Below are 20,530 nucleotides of genomic sequence, written 5' to 3' on the forward strand. Positions count from 1 at the left end.
AATAGGCTGTTTCCAATGTGCATCAGACATGGTGCGCCTAGCAGCCTTTGGCCCCCAAACCTTTTGACCAACACGCTTCGACCACGCCTCAGCATAACAGTTTTTACAAGCTTCGGACACTTTGGTGCAGCCCCACCAGGGGTTGAACGTATGTGTCGTCCATTCAATTTTGGAATTTGCACCCATGATAACCTCAACGAATTTTGCTTTTTGGTGACCTTCACACGGTTCGGATTGAAAGAGAAACCATTTATGCCTCTTCCCTAAGCACGCCGCACGGTCCTTTCGCTGACTTTGAACAGGCGTGCGATCTCCGGGACAGCCCGGTGTTCATCGTCTCGCATGTGCCGCACTTCGTCCTTCTGCGCAGTTGTGAGGGCAGGGGGCCTACCACCGATACGGCCGCGCTTGCGAGCTGACGTCAGGCCTTCTTTTGTCCGTTCTGAAATTCGCTCCCTTTCGAACTGCGCAATGGATGCGAATACGTGGAACACAAGTCGGCCAGCCGGCGTCGTCGTGTCAATGTCCTCGGCCAGAGATCGAAAGCCGGCACCGCGCTCGCGGACGGTTTCAACGATCTCCAGAAGGTCTTTCAGCGACCGGGCTAATCGGTCATATTTTGTTACGGTCACGACGTCGCCGTCGCGAAGCTGCTCGAGCATCTTGTCCAGTTCGGGCCGTTCACGCTTCGATCCGCTGATCTTGTCTGCAAACAGCTTGCCTGCTCCTGCCGCTGTCAGCGCGTCGATTTGGGCATCAAGGTTCTGATCGTCAGTGCTGACGCGGGCATATCCAATAATCATAATTCACTGTGCCAAAAACCTGCCAGAACTGCAAAGGTTTTGCTGGGGGTTTTTGTCACAACTAAATACCTGTTCTGAAGGCGGGGAGGAAAGTCGGCCAAAAACGACCGTTTGTGGCAGAACTGAGCGGAATCCATCATGGGAAAGGCCACCATTCGATCTCCGCCTCGCCCATGGCTTGGAGGGCTTGGTTCACGCTGATCAGAGGATTGGCACCGTTGAAGTACGTATCCCCCCTATACGCAGTAGGATGCGGGTGAGCGATGGAGGCGGTACGCGGAAAGTCATCAGGTTCCGGAATGCTTCGTCGGAACACATCTTGCGCTTCTCTACCGAGCAGCAAGAAAACAGTCCCGCCTTGCGCCGCCGCGATCTGTCGCAGGAGGTGTTCGGTCACAAGCCGCCAGATCTCCTTATGCGCACTTTGGTGCTTCTTGTGCGTGAAGGTCCAGCTGGCGTTAACAAACAGCACTCCCTGCTCTTGGAGGCAGTCGAAAAATCTGACTGTCTGGGGGGGCGGGTCACCTAACATCGCACGAAGATTCCGCCAAGGCTCCGGGCCACCTAAGAGCCCAAGGGCCACCGCCGACTGCACCAGACGCCGGAGAGCAGGCCGAGTAGTTTCCGATATCCGTCCCGCGACACCGTCCTCAAAGCTACGCCCGGTCGCCCTATCAGGTTCGGTATACGGGTCCTGGCCAATAAGGACGACTCGAACATCGGTCGGCAGCAGTCCCGTGAACGGGAGAAACAGATGTCTCGCGCCTTCAGCATCATGCAGGGGTGGGTAGGGCGCAAAAGCGCCTTCTTCGCCCTGTGCCCCAACGAGCTTATCTGCTTCCAGATTGGGGGCAATGATCGCCTCCCGCCAGTTTTCCGGGACGGTGGCCGCCCAGTCAGCCAAGGCTTGCTGCATGTCGTCGCGCAGGCTCACGTGCGTCCCTCCCAGGCGGAAACCCTATCAGTAGAATCACATTCTACTGGTACCGGAGTTTTGGATCGCAAGGTTCGAATAGAGAAGCATCATACCTCATAACTCCATTAAAATGACTTAAAGTCATTTAAAAGCCCTTATATGCTTGACAAGGGCCCTAATAATCAATATATTGTTCTTATCAGGCAATAAGACCTGCTTTATATTGAAAGGACTTTATATGAATGACAATTTCCAACCAGCAATCGCGGACGCCGTGAAAGCGCTTTACGAACGAGATGACAACGCCAAGAAACTGTTTGATTGGGTCGCATCGCTCCGGCGAGATGCGACAGCAACAAGCATCGAAAGAATATCTGCCAGACTAGGGATTTCCCGAAGTGCAGCCGTATCATTGGCGAAAGCCCTCGAAGAAGCGGGCTGCGGTGAGTTTATCGTAGGGCGAAGAGGCAGTTCTTCCCGCTTTGAGTGGTCGTATAGCCGCGTTAGCCTCGGACAGGTTGCCGCTGGTGAGGCGGACGAAATCGAACTGGTTTCGGACCCAATTTCAGAAACCGAAGAGGAAACCTTTAGCGCGGAAGGATTGGACGGCCCTCTGACCATACAGAAGGCGAAGTCTATGTTGGCCAAGACTCTGGGGGTTCAACCAGATCAGATTGAAATCCAGATTCGGGCTTAACTAGATCGCCCTGCGGGCATTCCATGCCCGTCCGCGCGAAGCGCCGGGCCTGTCGGCGGGTGGCCTTTCAGGTTGCCCGCCGACAGGTCACCCTAAAACCGCCTACACCCACGATCACGTCAAAACACAAAAAGGCCCCCGCCAGCTGACGGGGGCCTTGATCATTTCAGCGGTGCGAGCTGTTACTCAGCGGCCATCCGGTCGGCCCGCGCGGTGCGGTCCATGATGTAGTCCACGGCTTTCTGCGCCTCCGACGCAGCGCGGAATATCGCGCGGCTGTCTTCCTTCATCGCCTCAAGCCATCCTTCAACATAGGCCGCGCTCTGGTCGAATTCAGACTCCAACCCGATCTGCGCGCAAAGCATGCAGTTCCCGATTTCAGCGACCAGCTCCTCGAACGCGTAAGCCTTGCGGTCGTTGAACCGGCCCAAGCGGTCCAGCCGCTTTGTTGCGCCTGTCCAGTGGGTCAGCTCATGCGCCAAGGTGCCGTAATATCCTGCGGCCCTGTGAAAAGTTGCGATCGGCGGCATGTGGATGCGGTCGGTCTTGATGTTGTAATAGGCGCGCGGCTCCTCAGTGCTGTCGATCTGCGCGCCGGTCGCGGCAAAGAACGCCTCCAACGCGGGGTCGGTTACGGTGCCAAGATCACGGGGCGGATCAGGCAGGATATAGAATTCTGCGGGCAAGCCCTCGATCTGGTCGGCATTGAAGACGCGGTAGGCCTTGGCATAGGGGATCTGGCGCTCCTCGCCGTTCTCGTCCTCGCGCTCGACGGTGCCGTATTTCACGACCGTGGCAGATTTCTCGCCCTTGCGGACATGGCCCCCAAGCTGCTTGGCCTGATTGAACGTCATCCAGCGGGCTGAGCTGTAGTCTTTCGACATCGCTGTCGCCCAAAGCATCAGGATGTTGATGCCCCGATAGGCTTCGCCGTTGAACCGTTCCGGCAAGCTGACCGATGCCCCGCCACCGGTCCACGGCTTGCGCCAGGGCGGCGTTCCGGCCTCGATCTGCGCGATGATCTGATTGGTGACATGGAAATAAACGTCAAACTTCTCTGCGGTCATTTGTGACCCTCCTTCGAGTGACGCGGTCCGGGCCTGCTCCCCTTTCCGCCAATGGGCGGGCCTTCCTGTTCTGATCTTTGGAATGCCCATGCATTCCGAAGGGCAGAGCAGGTAAGGGCAAAGCCCGTCCTGCGGCCTGGCGGGGCCGTGACAACTGGGTGGAGGGCGTGAATTTGGGAGGGAACCGCGCGCCTGCGCGTGGGAGGAACCGGAATTCTCGACCGGAACCGACGCCAACGGCGGCGCTTGCCGGTTTTCTCGGACCTGTCGGGATGGCAGGCGGATCAACAGGATTTGGAAACTGTCAGGGTTGGGGTGAGCGGGCGTCAGCCCGTCGATCCCCTGCCCTGTCTATCGCTCAAAGCGATACCGGCGCACTGCCGGGATCACTGAACTCTATCGAGCCATATCTAACTCGATAATATACGATTGATGCCTTCGTTAGATTCAGGCACAAGACGACCATCATTGTTTCTGTTGGTATGCGCGATGAACCAGACGATTGACCTCGAACTAAACGTCACCACCGAACAAGGCCTTCGGGCACTTGCTGAGGAGGGACACACGGTCGAAGTGCTGTGCAAAGCGGATCCTGAACGCAAGGGACCAAGCTGGTACGGCCTGTGGATCATGCGGACGGTTGGGAGTGATGGGCAGGAGAAAATCCTTGTCACTGCCAGAACGCGCGTGACGCAGAATGCGATCAGGGTGCGCGAATTCAAGACGGCAACCGGCGTGATTTCATTCCTTGTTGGTGTCGGGTTCTCTCAGGCGAGCATTCCCATGAAGAATGGGGAAACGACCTCTCATCGCCTCGTCAGTGACTGAGACCTGGATCACGGTCGATGTCCCTATCCTTCTCGACCTCCTGATCCTTCTCCTGGTCGCGCTCGTCCTCAATTTCCAGCTTCTCACGCGGCTTGTTCAGCACGTCCTTAAGTCGCTCGTTCACGGACGGCTTGCGTGCCTCGCGCCCTTTGTCCTCGCCCATGTCATACTCGCTGTGACCGTCCAGCTTGTGAACCGCCGCCTGGCCATCGCGCCCGGCGTCTTTCTCCATGATCTCTTTCAGCCGCTCCCGCGCATAATTGCGGCCTTCCGGTTTCGGCATGTCGTCCTGATCCCGCGACCGGCCCACGACGCGCGCGAGCCGATCCCGGAAGTCATCCGGGTTTCGGTCGCGGTCGCGATCTTTTGCAGTTGCAGCCCTGAGCGCCGCCAGACCGGCAGAAACGCGACCCTGCCCCGCCTCGCGCTCGATGCCGTAGGTTTCTCGCGCGATATCCAGCCGCTCACGCATTTCGCGGAAGGCGGCGCGCGCCCGGCGGGCGGCATGGACCACGGCCCCGCGCTCGGTGACCGGGACGTATTCCCGGCCCCGGCGCTCAGCCACAGCTTTCGCGCGCCGCTCCATGGAATTGGCCGCTGGCCCCAGCTTCAGCTCGGGGTCGCGGTCCAGCTCCTCAGCCGTCAGCTTGTCGCCACGATCCAGCGCCGTCTCGCGCTGCTTCTCAAGCGACCGGTGATCGACGCGCTCGACCTCCCCGACACGCTCCAGCGCGCGGTTCTGCAACTCGGCCCAGAGACCGCGCATCTGCTCGATCTCGACACCGCCGGTCTTCGCGGAATCGAGCACGCGGGTTTTGGCTGTGAAGCCCCCGGCTTCCAGCTTGCGGGTGGAGGTCAGAACATGGGCATGGTGGTTGCGCTGATCGCCTTCGCGGTGGGGCGCATGGATCGCCACATCGACGGCCACGCCGTAGCGGCTGACCAGCTCCTGGGCGAAGTCGCGGGTGATCTGCGACCGGGCCTCGGCGCTGATCTCGGAGGGCAGGGCCAGCTCCCATTCGCGGGCGGTGACGGAGTTGCGGCGGGTCTCGCTGGCCTCGGCCTCGTTCCAGAGGCGGGAGCGGTCCGAGGCCCAGTCCGGCACGTCCTTAGGTGCCAAGATGAAGGTCTCCTCGATTCCCTGCTTGCGGGTGTAATCGTGGACACGCCCTTCGCGCTGGCACTCGATGCGCTCCCCGACACGGTAGGCTGCTGCCGCCGTGGCAGAGCGCCCGGCGCTGCGTTTGATCGTCTTCACAGAGAGGTGGTAGCTGGCCATGCGCCCTCCCCTCGCCCGTGATGCAAACGCGCGCACGCGCCGGAGCTGATCCGTGCCGATGGCCCTGTATTGGCCACCGGATCAGCCGTCTTTTCTCCGCAAGAGTGCGCCCGGAACCGGCGCGGTCCGAGGGAAAAGACAGCCCGCTTGAGGCGAGCCAACAGCTTTCCGACGCGCGGGCTTGCCAGTGATCTGTGCCCAGATCCCCAGCCTCATGGGGGGCGGGATATGGGCACAGATCACTGGCGGTTTGCCGGGGGCAAACCCGGTTCGTGTCGGCACCGTCAGGTCCGACGACACGAACCTCCCGCAAGGGAGACGCCAGCGGCAGACCGGCCCCCACCGTGGGGCATCGGGCGAGACGCTGGCGCGACCTTGCGGGACGCGATCCAACCGCTGAGGTTGGGCTGGGATGGTTTGGAAGGGGCAGTGCGCCCTTCCATGTCGCGGCGGCACGCAGCGAAGGGGATGGCCATCGGCCGGGGCTTTGCCCCAGAGAGATCGCACGCAAAGCTCGGAACCGCAGGTGGAGAGTTTGCATAAGTGCGCCCTTGTCCTTTACAGGCCTACGGGTAAGCGCTAACGGTTGATCTGGCAAGTACAACTTCAACCTCAAGAACGTTTGGTGGCGAGGGTAGAGATTTGGCAGAAACAGAACTTGAGCGCGCCGAGAAACGATATGCCCAGTGCCAAGGCCCGGCTCCAAGCGCTGAAGAACCGGGAAAGCACCAGACAGCGCAAACTCGACACACGGCGCAAGGTGATCCTAGGCGGTGCGCTCCTCGATCTGGCCGAGAGGGATTCCGGGGCTGCCGCGATGCTCGACCGACTGATCCGCAACCTGCCCCGCGAACAGGACCGCAAGGCCTTCGCGGACTGGAGGACGCCTTCCCCACCGTCCAGCTCTGATCCGGAAACGCCGTCCTGATGCGGGGCGTGATGCTCGTCTTCGGAGGGCTGTTCCGGTTCTTCGGTCGGTTGATCTTCACGCCCATCCTGTTGGGCTGGATGATCGGCGCTGTCCTGTTCGGCGCGATGCTCGGGGCACTCGTGGCCACGCCCTTCGTCTTCGCCTTCTTCGAACAGCCGCCCGGTGAAAGCGCATGGCAGTGGCTGATCTTCGGGCCGTTCATTTTTGTTGGCGGCATCTTCGGGTTCCAGTACTGGCGCATGGCCTCCGGAGCCGATGCCTTCTTCGGGCTGACCGGCGACAGCCACGGCTCAGCCCGCTTCGCCAACCGCAAGGAGCTGAAGAAGCTCCAGCAGGAAGACGGTCTTCTGATCGGGCGCAATCCGCATACCGGGCGGCTGCTGCGCTATGACGGTCCCGCCCATCTGATCACCCTCGCCCCGACACGGGCCGGGAAAGGTGTCGGCACCGTCATCCCGAACCTGCTGGCGGCGGAACGCTCGGTCCTAGTCATCGACCCCAAGGGCGAGAATGCCCGGATCGCCGGGGAAGCCCGGCGGCGGTTCGGAACGGTCCATGTCCTCGATCCGTTTGAGGTCTCGGGGATGCCCTCTGCCGCCTACAACCCGCTCCACCGGCTGGCACCGGACAGCCTCGATCTGGGCGAGGATGCGGCCTCCCTGACAGAGGCGCTGGTCATGGACCCGCCGGGACAGGTGACGGAGGCACACTGGAACGAGGAGGCCAAGGCCATCCTTGGCGGTCTGATCATGTTCTGCGTCTGCCACGAGGATCGCAACCGCCGGACACTTGCCACCGTCCGGGAATATCTCACCCTGCCCCCGGAAAAGCTGCGCGCGCTGCTGGAACTGATGCAGGACAGCGATGCGGCGGGCGGGCTGATTGCCCGCGCCGCCAACCGCTTCCTTGGTAAGGCGGATCGGGAAGCCGCCTCGGTGCTATCCAACGCACAGCGCCACACCCATTTCCTCGACAGCCCGCGTATCGCCAAAGTCCTGTCGCGGTCGGATTTCCACTTCTCCGATCTGCGCCACCGGATCGCTTCGGTGTTTCTGGTGCTGCCACCGAACCGGATGGACGCTTACAGCCGCTGGCTGCGCCTTCTGGTGTCTCAGGCCCTTCAGGACATCGCACGGGACGCTGAGGCGTCCGTGAGGCCCCTGGAGTGGCCCTGCTGGCGCTCTGGGGGACACACAGCGCCTCAAGACGCCCACGCTGTTTCTCTTGGACGAGTTTGCCGCCCTGGGCCGTCTGGAGGCCGTGGAGCGCGCCATGGGGCTGATGGCGGGCTACGGGCTACAGCTCTGGCCAATCCTGCAGGACATGAGCCAGCTCAAGGACCTCTACGGCGAACGCGCGGGCACCTTCATTGCCAATGCCGGGGTGCAGCAGGTCTTCGGAGTGAATGATTTTGAGACAGCCAAGTGGCTGAGCCAGATGATCGGCCAGGAAACTGCCGGGTTCCAGACCGACAGCTTCAAGCCGGGGGACGGCCCCAGCTTCAGCAACAACCTCACGGGCCGCGATCTGCTCACCCCCGATGAAATCATGCAGCTCCGCCCGGAGAACCAGCTTCTCCGCGTGCAGGGGCAAGCCACCGCCGTCGCGCAAAAGCTGCGCTATTACGCCGATCCCGAGTTCAAGGGGCTGTTTGTCCCGCAGGACCAGTAATCCGAAGGACGCCTCCCGATGCCAGACCAACCCGACCTCCCTGCCCTCTCCGACGATGATCTGCGCGAAACGCTCGATCTCATGGCAACGGCTGTCGCCAGCATGTCCGACAGGATCGACGATCTGACCGCCGTGGCGGACAAGCAGATCAAGGTCGCGACGGAAGCGCGGATCGCGGCCTTCGCCGCACGGGACCAGACCAATCCGAAAAAATACGGGGATCTTCTGGGCCAGACCCTCGACAGCCACCTTGGCGCAACCGCAGACGCAATGACAGAGATTGTCAGACGCCTTGGCGTCCAGACAGACAAGACCATCGGGGCCTTGGCCAAATCGGAAGATGACAGGTCCACAGCCTATCGAGCGGTGTTCGAACGAGAACAGAAAGCGGATCGCCTCAAAAGCCGCCTGCCCTAGTTTGGTCTGGGTGCATTGGTTGTGGCCTTGGTGCTGACGGTGACGCTTCCTCGTTTCTTAGCCAGCAACGCATCCACATGCGCTGTCCTTGGGGCTTCCTGGACCACGACAACCACGGGCGTCGATGCTTGTGTGTTTTATGTTGAGTGAAAGGGATGATTCTCGGATCGGTTGAAGTTGTTGCGACTTCGGCGATGGATCGGGATCAGCCGTCTTGTGTTAAATATGAGTTAATATATGTGTTACGTACTTTTTGTGGTCATATTTTAGCTTTGCAAACAATATGATAGCTTAAGCTTCGGTGTGTGGTAACACGTTAAAGGGTGTGCAATAACACGAAATACGGTGTGTAGTAGCACGTTTCTGCTTGCCGGTGTGTGTTAGCACGAAAGAACTTGACTCGGTGTGCAATAACACGAATTTTGGGCTTATGGTGGGTAATAACACGAAAGTACGGTCCCCTCTTCTTCCGGACCGAATGCAGCAAGGCGATTTCTTCGTCTGCGATATCTTTGATGCTGCGCCTAAGGGCGATATGGCTTCAATGGAGCATCCCGTGTTTTCGATTTCGACAAAACCTGACAAGAACATTCGTCGATATGAGAATGGTGACGTGTTTGTCGAAGTTGTTCCTTCGGTAAAGGGACTAGCAACCGTCTATGACCGTGACATCCTGATCTTCTGCATTTCTCAAGTGATTGCGGCTTTGAATGATGGTCGAGAGGTCAATCAAACGATACGTTTCAAGGCGTTTGACCTACTTACCTCAACGAATAGAGGCACTGACGGGCGCGGCTATGAGCAGCTTAGAGCTGCATTTGAACGACTTTCCGGGACTCGCATTGCCACAAACATCACTACGGCAGACACGGAAGTGCTAGACGGCTTCGGCCTGATCGACCGCTACCGTATCGTTCGGGAAACCCGAGATGGCCGAATGCAGGAAATTGAAGTCAAGCTGTCGGACTGGGTGTTCAATGCCATCAACGCTCGTGAGGTTCTTACGCTCAGCCGGAACTATTTCCGGCTTCGAAAGCCGTTGGAACGCCGTCTTTATGAGATTGCGCGTAAGCACTGTGGATATAAGCAGCGTTGGGCAATCGGCCTGACTAAGCTCAAAGACAAATGCGGCTCTTACTCAACGGACAAAGAGTTCAAACGCCTTATTTCTAAGATCGTTGCGGAGGATGTCGCTCACGACCATATCCCAGACTACAGCCTTCGTCTTGAGGGTACTCAGGCCGTATTCTATTCCCGTGGCTCGGTCCCTACCCCACAAGAAGACGTGTTTGAGGGACGGCTTGAACCAGATGCGTATGATGCTGCGCGGGAAGCTGCTCCTGGCTGGGATACTCGGCATCTGGAGCATGAGTGGCGTCGTTGGTGTGGCAGAGAAGAGATAGAGCCAAAACACCCGACTAAGCACTACATCAAATTTTGTGAAAGCTGGTTTGAGAAAAGAGGCCGCCCATAACTGGATTCAATACCGGTAATGGAAATAAAACCGGTAATTTATTTAATTCCGGTAACGGAAATAATACGGGTACATGAAAAATAACTGGTGTTGAATTTAAAACCGGTTGCGGATACGTTACCGGTAAGAGAAATAATGCAGGTCAGTTAAATGCCGGTCATCGTAATGGCGAGCCCCAAGGGCGGAGTTGGAAAGTCTACTTGTGCCGTTCTCCTGGCATCAGAGTTCGCTCGAATGGGTGCTGATGTGACTGCCTTGGATTGTGACCCGAACAAGTCCCTTACACGTTGGGCATCCCACGGATTGCCCAAGGGCGTCACACTTCACAGTGATGTGGGCCGGTCTGAGATCGTGACTACAATCAAGAATGCGGACGGGGACGGCAAAATTGTGATCGTCGACCTTGAAGGTGTAGCTTCACAATTGGTCAGCCGCGCGATTTCGCAGGCTGACTTGGTAATCGTACCTATGCAGCCGACAGCGTTGGATGCTGAGATCGGATCGGAGGCCTTAGCGCTTGTTCGCGAAGAGGAAGAAGCTCTGAGCCGAACCATCAGGCACGCAGTAGTTCTGACCAAGACAAGCGCGGCGGTTAAGAGCCGGGTACAAAAAGAACTCGAAAGCCAATTGCGCGGGGCAGGGATCGACATGATCGAACCGTCTCTAGTAGCTCGTGCGGCGTTCTCGGAACTTTTTGCCTATGGCGGTGATCTTACATCGATGTTGAACAACCCTGAAATTGTGACCGGCGGCAAGGTGGACAAGGCTTTGTTGAACGCCACAGCATTTACGGAGGCAGTTTATGAGCGGCTCAAATAGATTAGCAGGGTTAACGGCACGGCCCAAGGATACAGGGCCAGCAGAAGTTCGTAAGGTTGATGAAGTGGGTGAGGCTCGGGGCTTCGTAGATCGCACCCCGCGAAAGAAGCCGGGGCGGAAGCCAAGTCCAAGGACTTATCAATTGCACCCGAAGGTATTCCCTAAGGTAGGAGAGGCGATAGCCGCAGAAGCTGAGCGCCTTGGCATCACACAAGGTCAGTTGGTTGAACAGATTTGGGAGCATTACGAGGCTACTCGATAGCGTAGACTTGCCCAAGTTTTCACAATATTCTTGTGTTTAGGGAGTCTTCACATCACAGTGTCAGAAAAATACCCAGCTAACTTATGTCAGGGGCACTGAGCAAGATGACCGAATTCGAAATGCTTATGCAGCAGAGTGGCTGGAGCGTACCAGAGGCTGCCAAAGTCCTGGGTTATTCCGAAGGACATGTCTATCGCTGGAAGCGCGGTGAAGAAGCTCCGCGTGACGGCGTTATGACACTGCTCAAGATGCAAGTGGACACTCGAAAACCCGTCCAAGGCAACACGGACTTCAGCTTCATCGATCTCTTTGCTGGAATTGGTGGTCTCCGCAAAGCGATGGAGAGTGCCGGTGGTCGTTGTGTATTTACTTCGGAATGGGACCGTTTCGCACAATCGACCTACCATGCCAACTTCCCTGATAACCGGCCCATCGAAGGCGACATCCGCGAGATCGAAGCCGCTGACATTCCGGACCACGATGTGCTCGTTGCCGGGTTTCCCTGCCAGCCGTTCTCCATTGCGGGTGTGTCTAAGAAGAACGCACTCGGCCGTCTGCATGGTTTCGATGACGAAACGCAAGGCACGCTGTTCTTCGACGTGCTGCGCGTCCTGATGCATCACCGGCCTGCCGCCTTCCTGCTGGAGAACGTGAAGAACCTCAAAAGCCATGACAAGGGCCGGACCTTCGATGTGATTAAGCGCAAGCTGACCGAGGAACTGGGCTACACGCTGCACACCCGGATCATCGATGCGGCCAACTTCGTGCCGCAGCACCGGGAGCGGATCGTCATGGTTGGGTTCCGGGAGAAAACCGGCTTCGATTTTGATGATGTCATTCTGCCCGGCCGGAAGGGCAGGGGGATGCGCGATATCCTGCACCCAGAGAATGGGACCGAAGCGCCGGAGGGACATTTCACCGTGGGGCCGGATGCAGAGGTCAGCAGCAAATACACGCTGTCGGACAAACTCTGGAATTACCTGCAAGGCTACGCGGCCAAGCATAAGGCCAAGGGCAACGGCTTCGGCTTCGGGCTTGTGGATGGCGACAGCATATCGCGGACGTTGTCGGCGCGGTACTACAAGGACGGCTCGGAGATCCTCGTGAGCCGGGGCGCGGGCAACAACCCGCGCCGCCTGACACCACGGGAATGCGCCCGCCTGATGGGGTATAACGACAGCTTCCGGATCCCTGTCTCCGATACGCAGGCCTACAAGCAGTTTGGTAACTCTGTGGCCGTGCCGGTTTTCGCCGAAGTGGCGCGGGTGATGCGGCCGCATATTGCCGAACTGATCAAGGCTCAGCCCCTGAAACGCGTTGGCTGACGTTCACGACCGGGCAACCCGCAGCCGCAACATGGCGGCGATCCGGGGGGGGACACACGTCCGGAGATGACCATCCGCAAGGCCCTGCATGTGCGGGGCTTCCGGTACAGACTCCACGTGAAAGAGCTGCCCGGGCAACCCGATCTGATCCTGCCGAAGTACAATGCTGCGATCTTCGTCCACGGGTGCTTCTGGCATGGCCATGATTGTCCGCTGTTCCGGTGGCCAAAAACCCGCGAAGACTTCTGGCGGGACAAGATCGGCCGCAACCAGACGCGGGACGCGGATGTGCGCCGCCAGCTTGGAGTGGACGGATGGCGCGTGGCCGTGGTCTGGGAATGTGCGCTGAAGGGCAGGGGCCGTCTGCCACTGGCCCATGTGATTGACTCCCTCTCCGCATGGCTGTCCTCTGATGCGAAAGAATTAAGCATTGAAGGCCAATGGATTGACGAACCCACTCAATAGACTGCTCGACCAGATGGCCTCTCATGGCGCTATCAGATTCTACGCAAAGCGCCTCGCCCCGAATGACAACTCGAAGAACCAAGTCTACCTTGGCGGCGGTTTCGGTGCGCTGAACGTCATCCCCCACGGCGAGATCGAAGACGACGGCAGCATCCTAGCCGGATCGGTGCGGGACCGCGCCAAGGCAAAGGTGAACTTCTTCTGGCTAGATGTGCAGGGGCTGGCGCAGGCACCGAACGCGCAGCTGATCCTTTACCCGAAATACCCGGAGGTCAGAATGTCCGGCTTTCTGCGGGGCGCTGAGCGCGCACCAAAGAATCTGATGCGGTCCAGAGACGAGGGCAGGGTGCTGTTCTTCGGCATCAGTCCCGACGGCCGTGTGATCGGCCATGTGGTGGCACACAATGATCCCGTTGCGGTGGCGTTTGACGCAGTTGCGGACGCGCTGCCTCTGTCAGGCGTGTTCGTCGATCTGGAAACCGTGCGGCAGGGCGGCACCGATCCGAAGCAGGCCCTGCTGGCGGCCCTGCGCCGCATTCACGGCAAAGGCTGGATACCGTCGCAGAAGATGGGCAGGGCAGGGGTGCCTGAGCCCTACAGCGCCCGTAATGGCGGCGGCTACACGCTGGAAGCGGAGCTGGGCATCTCGCCCAACGGCTACGCTGAACCAGATTTCATGGGATGGGAGGTCAAACAGTACGGGGTACGTGATTTTACAAAATTTACGGCCAAGAGCCCGGTTACGCTGATGACACCCGAGCCGACAGGTGGGGTCTACCGAGATAAGGGTGTGGAAGTTTTCCTGCGTCGGTTTGGCTATGCTGACAAAGCCGGGAAGGCAGGCCGGATCAACTTCGGTGGCGTCTATGCAAATGACAGAGATTTCCATGCGGAAACGAATTTAGCATTACGTATGACCGGCTTTGATCCTGCATCCGGCAAGATCACGGATGTGGATGGAGCGATTGTACTCGTTGCTCGTGACGACACGATTGCTGCTTCGTGGGGGTTCAAGGGAATCATGGCACATTGGAACCGCAAACACGCCAAGGCGGCTTATGTGCCGTCTCTGATGCGTGCTCCTCCCCCAGAGTATAGTTATGGGCCGGTTGTCGAAATGAACCAAGGGACTGATGTGCTTCTCTTGCTGGGTGCGTTTGCGAGAGGGGCCGTGTATTATGACCCTGGTATCAAAATGGAGAATGCCGATACTGGTAAGCCAGTAACTAAGCGGCGTAGTCAGTTTCGGATCAGGCATAACCTTCTTTCTTGCCTCTACTCAGAGACATCGATCACCAATCTTCTCGGCAATTAAGTTTGACTGGGATGTGCTTGGAATAGACCAGTATCGCAAAGCCCTGAACAGGGCGTGGTCAAAAATTCAGCTTGCTTGGTAATAAATGAAGCCGTTCGGCGTCACACTCTTGAGCATTCATCTCCTAATCATTGAGGCAGTGATGTCTCGACCTCTCGTGCAGCACAGCGCTCACGAAAACCTATGGAGAATATTATGTTGAACGAAACTGACACCTCGAATGCCGACGAGAATGATCTGACTTGGGCAGCGGATGCGCCAAAGGGCGGTAGAACCGTGATGAACCGAGTCCTGAAGGATGGTGCAAACGTCCCACTCTTTTTCGCCCAAACTCTAGTTTCATCCCTTCGTGACCAAGGATACAATGACACAACCTCAGCACTTTGTGAGCACGTCGATAATTCGATCCAAGCAAACGCGACCGAGGTGCGGATATACTTTCGCCAAACTGGAAAGCCAGGCTCGTACAGGACGGATGTTGCGGTCCTAGATGACGGACGTGGCATGGCACCAAACGTATTGAAGGTGGCTATGGCCTTCGGTGGGTCCATGAATTTTAATAATCGTTCGGGCATCGGGCGTTTTGGCATGGGTATGAAGACAGCCGCACTGAGTATGAGCCCATTGGTTGAGTTCTACTCGTGGCAAGAGCCTCGAGCTTTTTACAACATCGCACTTGATGTGGAAGCAATTGGCCGGGAACGCTCCAACGCTGTGCTTTTGCCCGATCCCGAGCTGCTCGATGAACTACCAGATGATGTTGCAGACATGATCCAGAAGCCGATGTCCGTTCCAAAAGATCGAAACCAACAAGAGTTACTGGCCGATCTGAAAGGTGATCTAGACGAAGCTCTAGGGCGTTCGGGCACCATTGTCTTCATGCCAAGCTGTGATCGTCTGAGCTACGCGAAGGCAAATACGCTTGTGGATCACGCAACAAAAGAGATGGCGCGTGTCTATCGTCGGGCAATCGGAGACGGACTTCGGCTCTTTATCAACAACAGGCGTGTTACAGCATTTGATCCGACGTACTCGATGGCCAACGCCCGACATCGGCAGTTCCTAGAAGATACGGACGCCAAAGGCAGCAAACTTGTTACCGCCAAGCTGATTGATGTGCCGATCCACGACAACAAAGACAGCGAGACGGCACAGATAAAAATCAGCCTCTTCAAGCTACCCATCGAGGAATGGTATCATCTGCCTACGAAGACCCTGCGAAACGACCTGCATGTTTTTAACGGTCAGACAGTCTCAATTCTCAGGAATGGCAGAGAACTGTTTGCGGATCGGATGCCGGAACTCACAACTCGTCATTCAATTACACATTGGTTTCGAGTCCAGATCGATTTTCCAGGTGAGCTGGATGAGGCATTTGGTGTCGCTGCGAATAAGCAAGGTGTTCGCCCAAAGGGTTACGTCAAGGATGCCATCAAGAGAGGAATTGGTGATGACATCAGTACTGTCATTAGTGAGATTAGGCGTTTTCAGAGCGCACAGCGCACAAACGCAGAGGCTTCAAAGCCTTCCGCCAGCGAGAACAAGGCTACAGCGGCCGATCCGCATCAAAGCCGATCTTTTTCACTGAGCGCAGAAGAAGAACAGCAACTAGAGGACAATCTTAGAACGCTGGCAATCTCACTGAAACGCGCGAACGAGACTGATGAGGACGCATTTCAACGGGTAAAGTCATCTAGGTACCTCATTCAATATGTCCATGATGAATACTGGCCATTTTATCGCGCTGAGCATCGGTTTGGACGCGTGATCCTCTCCATCAATACAGCTCACCCGTTTTTCTCAGAACTCTATGACCCTATCCGAAAGTTGGATGGCAGCGAGGGCCTCGAAGCTGACGAGAACAATGGTGCTAAGCATGTGCGTGAACAGACTGGGCCGCTGGTGGCGCTTGAGCTGCTACTACTTTCCCTTGCTCGTACACAATCAGCACTTTCATTGGAAAATGAGGATGCACAACGAACGTTAGAAACGCTTCAGCGAGAGTGGTCCGAAACTCTTCGAATCCAACTTACTGCGTAAAAAACCGACGGTGGCGGTCACAATAGATCGCCGCCGTCTCCTTATAGTTGAGTAGACTCTGTTTTTCTGATATAGTTCAACTCACAAGACTGAACCAACGATGGTGAACGTCGCAAATACAGCACAGCGTCTGTAATTGCGAAACCCCCTTCGAACGTCAGTTTTTCAAACCTTGCGATACCACACGGATCGCACAAACAATGAGGTACTAACCATGAAGGACCAACAGGTCTATTGGGCAGAGTATGCCCGCGCTCAAGATGAGCTAAAAAATTCCACAACAATTAATGACCGTCACTGGGGGCTAGAAGCCGCTCTCAGTAATACATTGGGAGATATTGAATCTGGAGAACACATTGATCGTTCGGATACCGAGCGTCGCATTCAATCTGGCGCTCGCAAGAACCGTCATCGCGCACGTCTGCTTCGTCTTCAGCCACTTACGTGGCAGTCAGACACCGTAGACCCAACTGCCAACTATGAAACATGTTCGGAACTTGTTTTCTTGTGCGCCGCGATGGGTGATGCCGACTACAATTTGATGAAGAACGTGGCTGCTGGTGCAACCTATGGCGAGCTTGCAGGCAAAATGAACGCTGAAACTTCCGCGATAAGAAAACGCGTTTCACGCATCCGCATGAGCGCGCGTAACTTATTACCTCAATAGTAGCGATATGGGATCTGAGCGTTGTCAAAGCACTTAGGCCCCATACTATACACTGCCTGCTCGAACTAACCGCGCCTTGCTCTAGCGATTTCATTCGTAGTGACCAAGCCCGGAAAACTCGTTCAGAATATTCGTTTAATCAGCTGATTTTTAAGGGTAAATTATGTCTCTCAAAAAACTACAACAAAAATTCCCTCCCACAGAAAACAAACAAGTTTTGGTCACGGAAGTGACCCGTATGACCGGGGGTCAGGTCTGCGTTGCCGGACTCGACATCCATTCTGGTGTAATGGTTCGCCCCCTTCAGCCGAGCGGCCACAACTGGCCCGAGGAAAAATGGGTCGGAGGTGGGTACCTTGTTGTTGGAAATGTCATTTCTTTGGCTGCTGCTAAGGCTGGAAATTCGAGCTACCCTCATGCCAGCGAAGATTTCCGTGTGGCGAGAGTAGGTAAACAAGGAGATGCCTCAGCTGCCGAGCTGTATGCTGCATGTGCTGAAACGTCCGATCAGTCCCTAGAAGATATTTTTGGTGGCAACTTAGTAGAGGGGAAATATGCCTTGGCGGATAGCGAATGTCGGTCACTAGGAAGCATCTCAATCCGCGCTCAAAAACTAAGGGCCACCACGTTCTATGGGAAAACACAGGTTTCTTATCAGGACAGATGGAAAACATGGCATAATTTGCCTGTAACTGAGCTTCAGACGAAGAACAAAGGGGACGCAGACGCAGGAACACAGTCGCTTTCTGCCAGACTGACAAGTGCAGGTTGGCAAGATGTTATCTTGAGGTTAGGTCTGGCTCGGTCATGGGATGGTGGAGATCAAGGGTTTGATCCCAAACGGTGCTACCTGCAGCTCAACGGCATCATTCTACCAAACTAAGGGTTCATTTTCGTGGGGCAGATTTTTACAATTGGATATTCTGGGCAAGAAGTCGAAGGATTTGTGAAATTGCTCTCACAGAACGGCGTGGACGTCGTCTGCGACGTGAGATCAACACCATATTCTCACTACAAGCCAGATTTCTCCCGTGGACCACTTCGAAAACACCTAAATGCAGCTAACATCAAATACGCATTTTTTGGCGACCAGCTTGGCGCCCGCCCAAAGGACCGAAGCTGTTATGCTTCTGGACAGGCTACGTATGATCGGATTGCACAAACCGACTTTTTCAATGATGGTTTGGATCGCCTCCGATTAGGTGCGCAAAAATTGAATCTAGCCTTGGTCTGTTCAGAAAAAGACCCCATAGAGTGCCATCGCGCAGTCCTTGTATGCTACAATTTGCCGGACCTGCGTGAGGACATCTCACATATCCACACGGACGGAAGAGTAGAGAATCAAGCTCAGTTTGAGCAGCGTCTTGTTCAATTTCATGGACTGACCCCACCTCCTTTACTTCAGCGACCCGGGGATTGGGACAAGGCAGTTGTTGAGGCATATAGTAAGCAAGCAGCCGGGATCGCTTATCGTGAACGCTGATGGGAGAACGGAAAACCTATGAAAATATTTACGATTGGGTTCACGAAGAGCACTGCTAAAGATTTTTTTGGCCGACTGAACACGGCGGGCGTTAAACACGTATACGACACTCGCTTAAATCGAACCTCCCAGCTTTCGGGGTTTGCTAAGCAAAAGGATCTAGATTTCTTTCTTTCGCAGATTGGCGGGATCAACTATTCTGTGGACGCGCTTCTGGCTCCGACTGCAGATATATTGTCAGCATTCAGAAAAAATGAAATTGGCTGGGGAGAATATGAGCGCCGCTACTTGGAGCTTCTTTCTTCCAGAAGGGTTGAACAGCATTTTGACATGGATCAAATGCACGAAGGCTGCCTTTTGTGCAGCGAAGCGACTCCCGAACATTGTCACCGTCGGCTCGCGGCCAACTACCTCGCGCAAGCCAGAACGGACGTTGAGATAGTGCATCTCTAGTCATAAGTAAGTGTAGTGTAACGTGATCAACCCGCTTACTTGATGGCCCTCGGAATAAAATATTAGTCTTGAATTATGCGACTAAGGCTGCTTCCAAGTCAGCAAGTCCATTTGGTTATCAGCAGGCGAATTGGCTATCTCCCCGCATACTTTTCGATACGCCCTTGTCATGAGCACTGGAGCCTGTGGGTGATCGCTCGCATGAATAAGGTGAAAGGCGACTTTCGTGCCGTTTTCCTTCAACAGAATTGGATAAATGTTCACATAGCCATAGCCTAATTCTTTCGTGAATCGGTCAGCAAACACCAAGGGCAGACTACTTTGCTGCACTTCAATGAGGCCTCGCCAGTCTGAACGTCCCCACCATTTTTCGATCTCCTGAAATTTCTCGGGCCGTGAGGCGCTCTTCAAGGAACGCATGGACCAACTCGTCCCAAGAAAATACATGATCTCGATCTTTTTCGCTTGAACTGTGCAAGCTTCTGGACGGTCTCCCAGTGGCATTCCATATTACGCTGATCAAGAAACGCGAACGTAGCAGCTGTCGGTTTGATCCGTCTCGAAGCGAGAATATCATCAACCGTTTGATTAAAATCACCCTCCATAACAGACACATGTCTGAATCGTGGCTGTCGATTGTGATCCTTCTTCAAGGTGCGGAGCTGCTCAGCGCCACTAGGGTCGAGTTCACATAACCAAAACCGCCGCAGTCGCTTGGGCTCCAGTTCCAGCACGCGCCGCGCTGTCCATGCTTCAGGATGGTTACGGCTTTGGGGAGCGGCAAAGCCGTCGATAAATAACCCGCCCTTGGTCACGAGCTGGAACCGTTCGATATACTCGGCGATCAATTTCGATTTGGAGTTTGTCTGATTTGGTGGCGGTAGCTGCTTATCAAAACCACGACTGGACACCGCCAATACCGAAGGATGGCGTGGCACTTTAGCGTCAGTCAGACCATCGCCAAATAAACTATTCTGAGATGCTACAGTACTCGGCGTTTTGGTAATTGGTCCCACTCAGCTCCATCAAGTATGCGCCCGGCTTGCTTCTTTCCCAGCCGTAGCATTTCAGTTCCATCTTGCGCCAATTGTCTTTTCTTGGCCGGTAGGTTTGTTCCATCGCCTGGCCCCCAATCCCCCCATTGCTTAAAATGAAAAGCAACGGAGTTTTCCATGCACTGACGATGAAGCTCTCGGAACCACGCGGGAGAAGCGGGCCGAGCCTTCGGTCCGCTTTCGCCCCCTGTGATTACCCAATCAATTGTCGAATCCAACCAGGCATCAATATCAAGCGGACCAAGAAGTGGTTCAGCTGAAATGAATCTCACTTTTGCAGGAATTTCTGCCAGGTAGGGGAGCAACTCATCAGCGCGGGTTTGTAGTTCGACGGTCGTGCCGAGCCACACGTTATGCGGCCACTCTTGATCCCACCGTGCCAGTTCCCGGACATTTTGGGGGCGCTTCGTCAACAGAAGCCAATCTAGATGAGGCGTCATTTCTATGAGGTCAAATAGGCGGTCTCGTGGTTCAATCAACTCAGGCCGATCTTCAAAAACATCTGCCATCGAGGCGCAAAATACTCGAGGGCGGTTTGTGGCCCCTTCAGCATCCTTGTTCCA

Annotated in this window: 23 protein-coding genes and 1 pseudogene; 16 read left to right on the forward strand and 8 right to left on the reverse strand. The window is 55.9% G+C overall.

All coding sequences use genetic code 11. The features are described 5' to 3' along the window. From ACZ1HM_RS00005 to ACZ1HM_RS00015, 3 genes are all read right to left on the reverse strand, one after another. Positions 1 to 186: DUF5131 family protein (locus tag ACZ1HM_RS00005; protein ID WP_472740333.1), on the reverse strand; the 186-nt coding region annotated here is incomplete at its 3' end. Positions 187 to 263: 77 nt separating this feature from the next. Further along, complete coding sequence (locus tag ACZ1HM_RS00010) at positions 264 to 803, reverse strand: recombinase family protein (protein WP_472740335.1); 540 nt, start codon at positions 801 to 803, stop codon at positions 264 to 266. 136 nt (positions 804 to 939) lie between these two features. Further along, positions 940 to 1,737, reverse strand: coding sequence for a uracil-DNA glycosylase family protein (locus ACZ1HM_RS00015; RefSeq protein ID WP_472740337.1), 798 nt, complete (start codon positions 1,735 to 1,737; stop codon positions 940 to 942). A 220-nt stretch (positions 1,738 to 1,957) separates the two neighbouring features. Between ACZ1HM_RS00015 and ACZ1HM_RS00020 the strand changes: the two genes are divergently transcribed. Next, positions 1,958 to 2,416, forward strand: coding sequence for a hypothetical protein (locus ACZ1HM_RS00020; protein ID WP_113913515.1), 459 nt, complete (start codon positions 1,958 to 1,960; stop codon positions 2,414 to 2,416). Between the two features lie 182 nt (positions 2,417 to 2,598). On the opposite strand, the gene ACZ1HM_RS00025 is transcribed toward ACZ1HM_RS00020, so the two are convergent. Then, the gene (locus ACZ1HM_RS00025) at positions 2,599 to 3,483 is read right to left on the reverse strand and encodes an ArdC family protein (protein WP_472740339.1); all 885 of its coding nucleotides are present in this window, start codon (positions 3,481 to 3,483) and stop codon (positions 2,599 to 2,601) included. 489 nt (positions 3,484 to 3,972) lie between these two features. Here ACZ1HM_RS00025 and ACZ1HM_RS00030 point away from each other — a divergent pair, with 489 nt between their 5' ends. Next, a complete protein-coding gene (locus ACZ1HM_RS00030) occupies positions 3,973 to 4,311 on the forward strand; it encodes a hypothetical protein (protein WP_065334475.1) in 339 nt (112 codons plus the stop codon). Here ACZ1HM_RS00030 and mobQ read toward each other — a convergent pair. Continuing rightward, positions 4,301 to 5,590: a MobQ family relaxase gene (gene mobQ, locus ACZ1HM_RS00035; RefSeq protein WP_472740341.1), complete on the reverse strand. Its 1,290-nt coding sequence runs from the start codon at positions 5,588 to 5,590 to the stop codon at positions 4,301 to 4,303. The genes ACZ1HM_RS00030 and mobQ overlap by 11 nt on opposite strands. 586 nt (positions 5,591 to 6,176) lie before the next feature. On the opposite strand from mobQ, the gene ACZ1HM_RS00040 reads away from it, so the two are divergent. The 14 genes and pseudogenes from ACZ1HM_RS00040 (at position 6,177) to ACZ1HM_RS00105 (ending at position 18,912) form a co-directional block, all read left to right on the forward strand. Further along, on the forward strand, positions 6,177 to 6,518 hold the full coding sequence (locus ACZ1HM_RS00040; protein ID WP_472740343.1) for a hypothetical protein: 342 nt from the start codon (positions 6,177 to 6,179) through the stop codon (positions 6,516 to 6,518). 242 nt (positions 6,519 to 6,760) lie between these two features. Continuing rightward, a pseudogene (locus ACZ1HM_RS00045) lies at positions 6,761 to 7,600 on the forward strand (type IV secretory system conjugative DNA transfer family protein); the annotation flags it as partial. 145 nt (positions 7,601 to 7,745) lie between these two features. After that, entirely contained in the window at positions 7,746 to 8,192 is a 447-nt protein-coding gene (locus ACZ1HM_RS00050; RefSeq protein WP_472740345.1) for a type IV secretory system conjugative DNA transfer family protein, read from the forward strand. Between the two features lie 18 nt (positions 8,193 to 8,210). Beyond that, the gene (locus ACZ1HM_RS00055; RefSeq protein WP_238987562.1) at positions 8,211 to 8,609 is read left to right on the forward strand and encodes a hypothetical protein; all 399 of its coding nucleotides are present in this window, start codon (positions 8,211 to 8,213) and stop codon (positions 8,607 to 8,609) included. Between the two features lie 478 nt (positions 8,610 to 9,087). Next, the gene (locus tag ACZ1HM_RS00060) at positions 9,088 to 10,083 is read left to right on the forward strand and encodes a replication initiator protein A (RefSeq protein WP_238987563.1); all 996 of its coding nucleotides are present in this window, start codon (positions 9,088 to 9,090) and stop codon (positions 10,081 to 10,083) included. 150 nt (positions 10,084 to 10,233) lie between these two features. Then, positions 10,234 to 10,902, forward strand: coding sequence for a ParA family protein (locus ACZ1HM_RS00065; protein ID WP_472740347.1), 669 nt, complete (start codon positions 10,234 to 10,236; stop codon positions 10,900 to 10,902). 366 nt (positions 10,903 to 11,268) lie between these two features. Beyond that, entirely contained in the window at positions 11,269 to 12,489 is a 1,221-nt protein-coding gene (dcm, locus tag ACZ1HM_RS00070; protein WP_472740349.1) for a DNA (cytosine-5-)-methyltransferase, read from the forward strand. A 66-nt stretch (positions 12,490 to 12,555) separates the two neighbouring features. Beyond that, positions 12,556 to 12,954, forward strand: a complete 399-nt coding sequence (locus ACZ1HM_RS00075) for a very short patch repair endonuclease (protein ID WP_472740351.1) — start codon at positions 12,556 to 12,558, stop codon at positions 12,952 to 12,954. Beyond that, positions 12,935 to 14,269: an MvaI/BcnI family restriction endonuclease gene (locus ACZ1HM_RS00080; protein ID WP_113913523.1), complete on the forward strand. Its 1,335-nt coding sequence runs from the start codon at positions 12,935 to 12,937 to the stop codon at positions 14,267 to 14,269. The genes ACZ1HM_RS00075 and ACZ1HM_RS00080 overlap by 20 nt, the downstream gene beginning before the upstream one ends. 195 nt (positions 14,270 to 14,464) lie before the next feature. Beyond that, positions 14,465 to 16,309 (forward strand): ATP-binding protein, encoded by a 1,845-nt coding sequence (locus tag ACZ1HM_RS00085; RefSeq protein WP_203228100.1) that lies wholly within the window; start codon positions 14,465 to 14,467, stop codon positions 16,307 to 16,309. A 214-nt stretch (positions 16,310 to 16,523) separates the two neighbouring features. Next, positions 16,524 to 16,976, forward strand: coding sequence for a hypothetical protein (locus tag ACZ1HM_RS00090; protein ID WP_472740353.1), 453 nt, complete (start codon positions 16,524 to 16,526; stop codon positions 16,974 to 16,976). Between the two features lie 163 nt (positions 16,977 to 17,139). Further along, a complete protein-coding gene (locus ACZ1HM_RS00095; RefSeq protein WP_472740355.1) occupies positions 17,140 to 17,859 on the forward strand; it encodes a dual OB domain-containing protein in 720 nt (239 codons plus the stop codon). Positions 17,860 to 17,871: 12 nt separating this feature from the next. Beyond that, on the forward strand, positions 17,872 to 18,459 hold the full coding sequence (locus ACZ1HM_RS00100; protein ID WP_162497474.1) for a DUF488 domain-containing protein: 588 nt from the start codon (positions 17,872 to 17,874) through the stop codon (positions 18,457 to 18,459). An 18-nt stretch (positions 18,460 to 18,477) separates the two neighbouring features. Continuing rightward, positions 18,478 to 18,912: a DUF488 domain-containing protein gene (locus ACZ1HM_RS00105; protein ID WP_113913525.1), complete on the forward strand. Its 435-nt coding sequence runs from the start codon at positions 18,478 to 18,480 to the stop codon at positions 18,910 to 18,912. A gap of 81 nt (positions 18,913 to 18,993) precedes the next feature. Here ACZ1HM_RS00105 and ACZ1HM_RS00110 read toward each other — a convergent pair whose 3' ends face one another. From ACZ1HM_RS00110 to ACZ1HM_RS00120, 3 genes are all read right to left on the reverse strand, one after another. Beyond that, complete coding sequence (locus ACZ1HM_RS00110) at positions 18,994 to 19,332, reverse strand: hypothetical protein (RefSeq protein ID WP_472740357.1); 339 nt, start codon at positions 19,330 to 19,332, stop codon at positions 18,994 to 18,996. After that, positions 19,320 to 19,928, reverse strand: a complete 609-nt coding sequence (tcmP, locus tag ACZ1HM_RS00115) for a three-Cys-motif partner protein TcmP (protein WP_472740359.1) — start codon at positions 19,926 to 19,928, stop codon at positions 19,320 to 19,322. The genes ACZ1HM_RS00110 and tcmP overlap by 13 nt, the downstream gene beginning before the upstream one ends. Further along, on the reverse strand, positions 19,895 to 20,530 hold a 636-nt coding region (locus ACZ1HM_RS00120), incomplete at its 5' end, for a DUF5131 family protein (RefSeq protein WP_472740361.1). The genes ACZ1HM_RS00120 and tcmP, both read right to left, overlap by 34 nt.

This window comes from Sulfitobacter sp. GN1-4 (assembly GCF_055693825.1).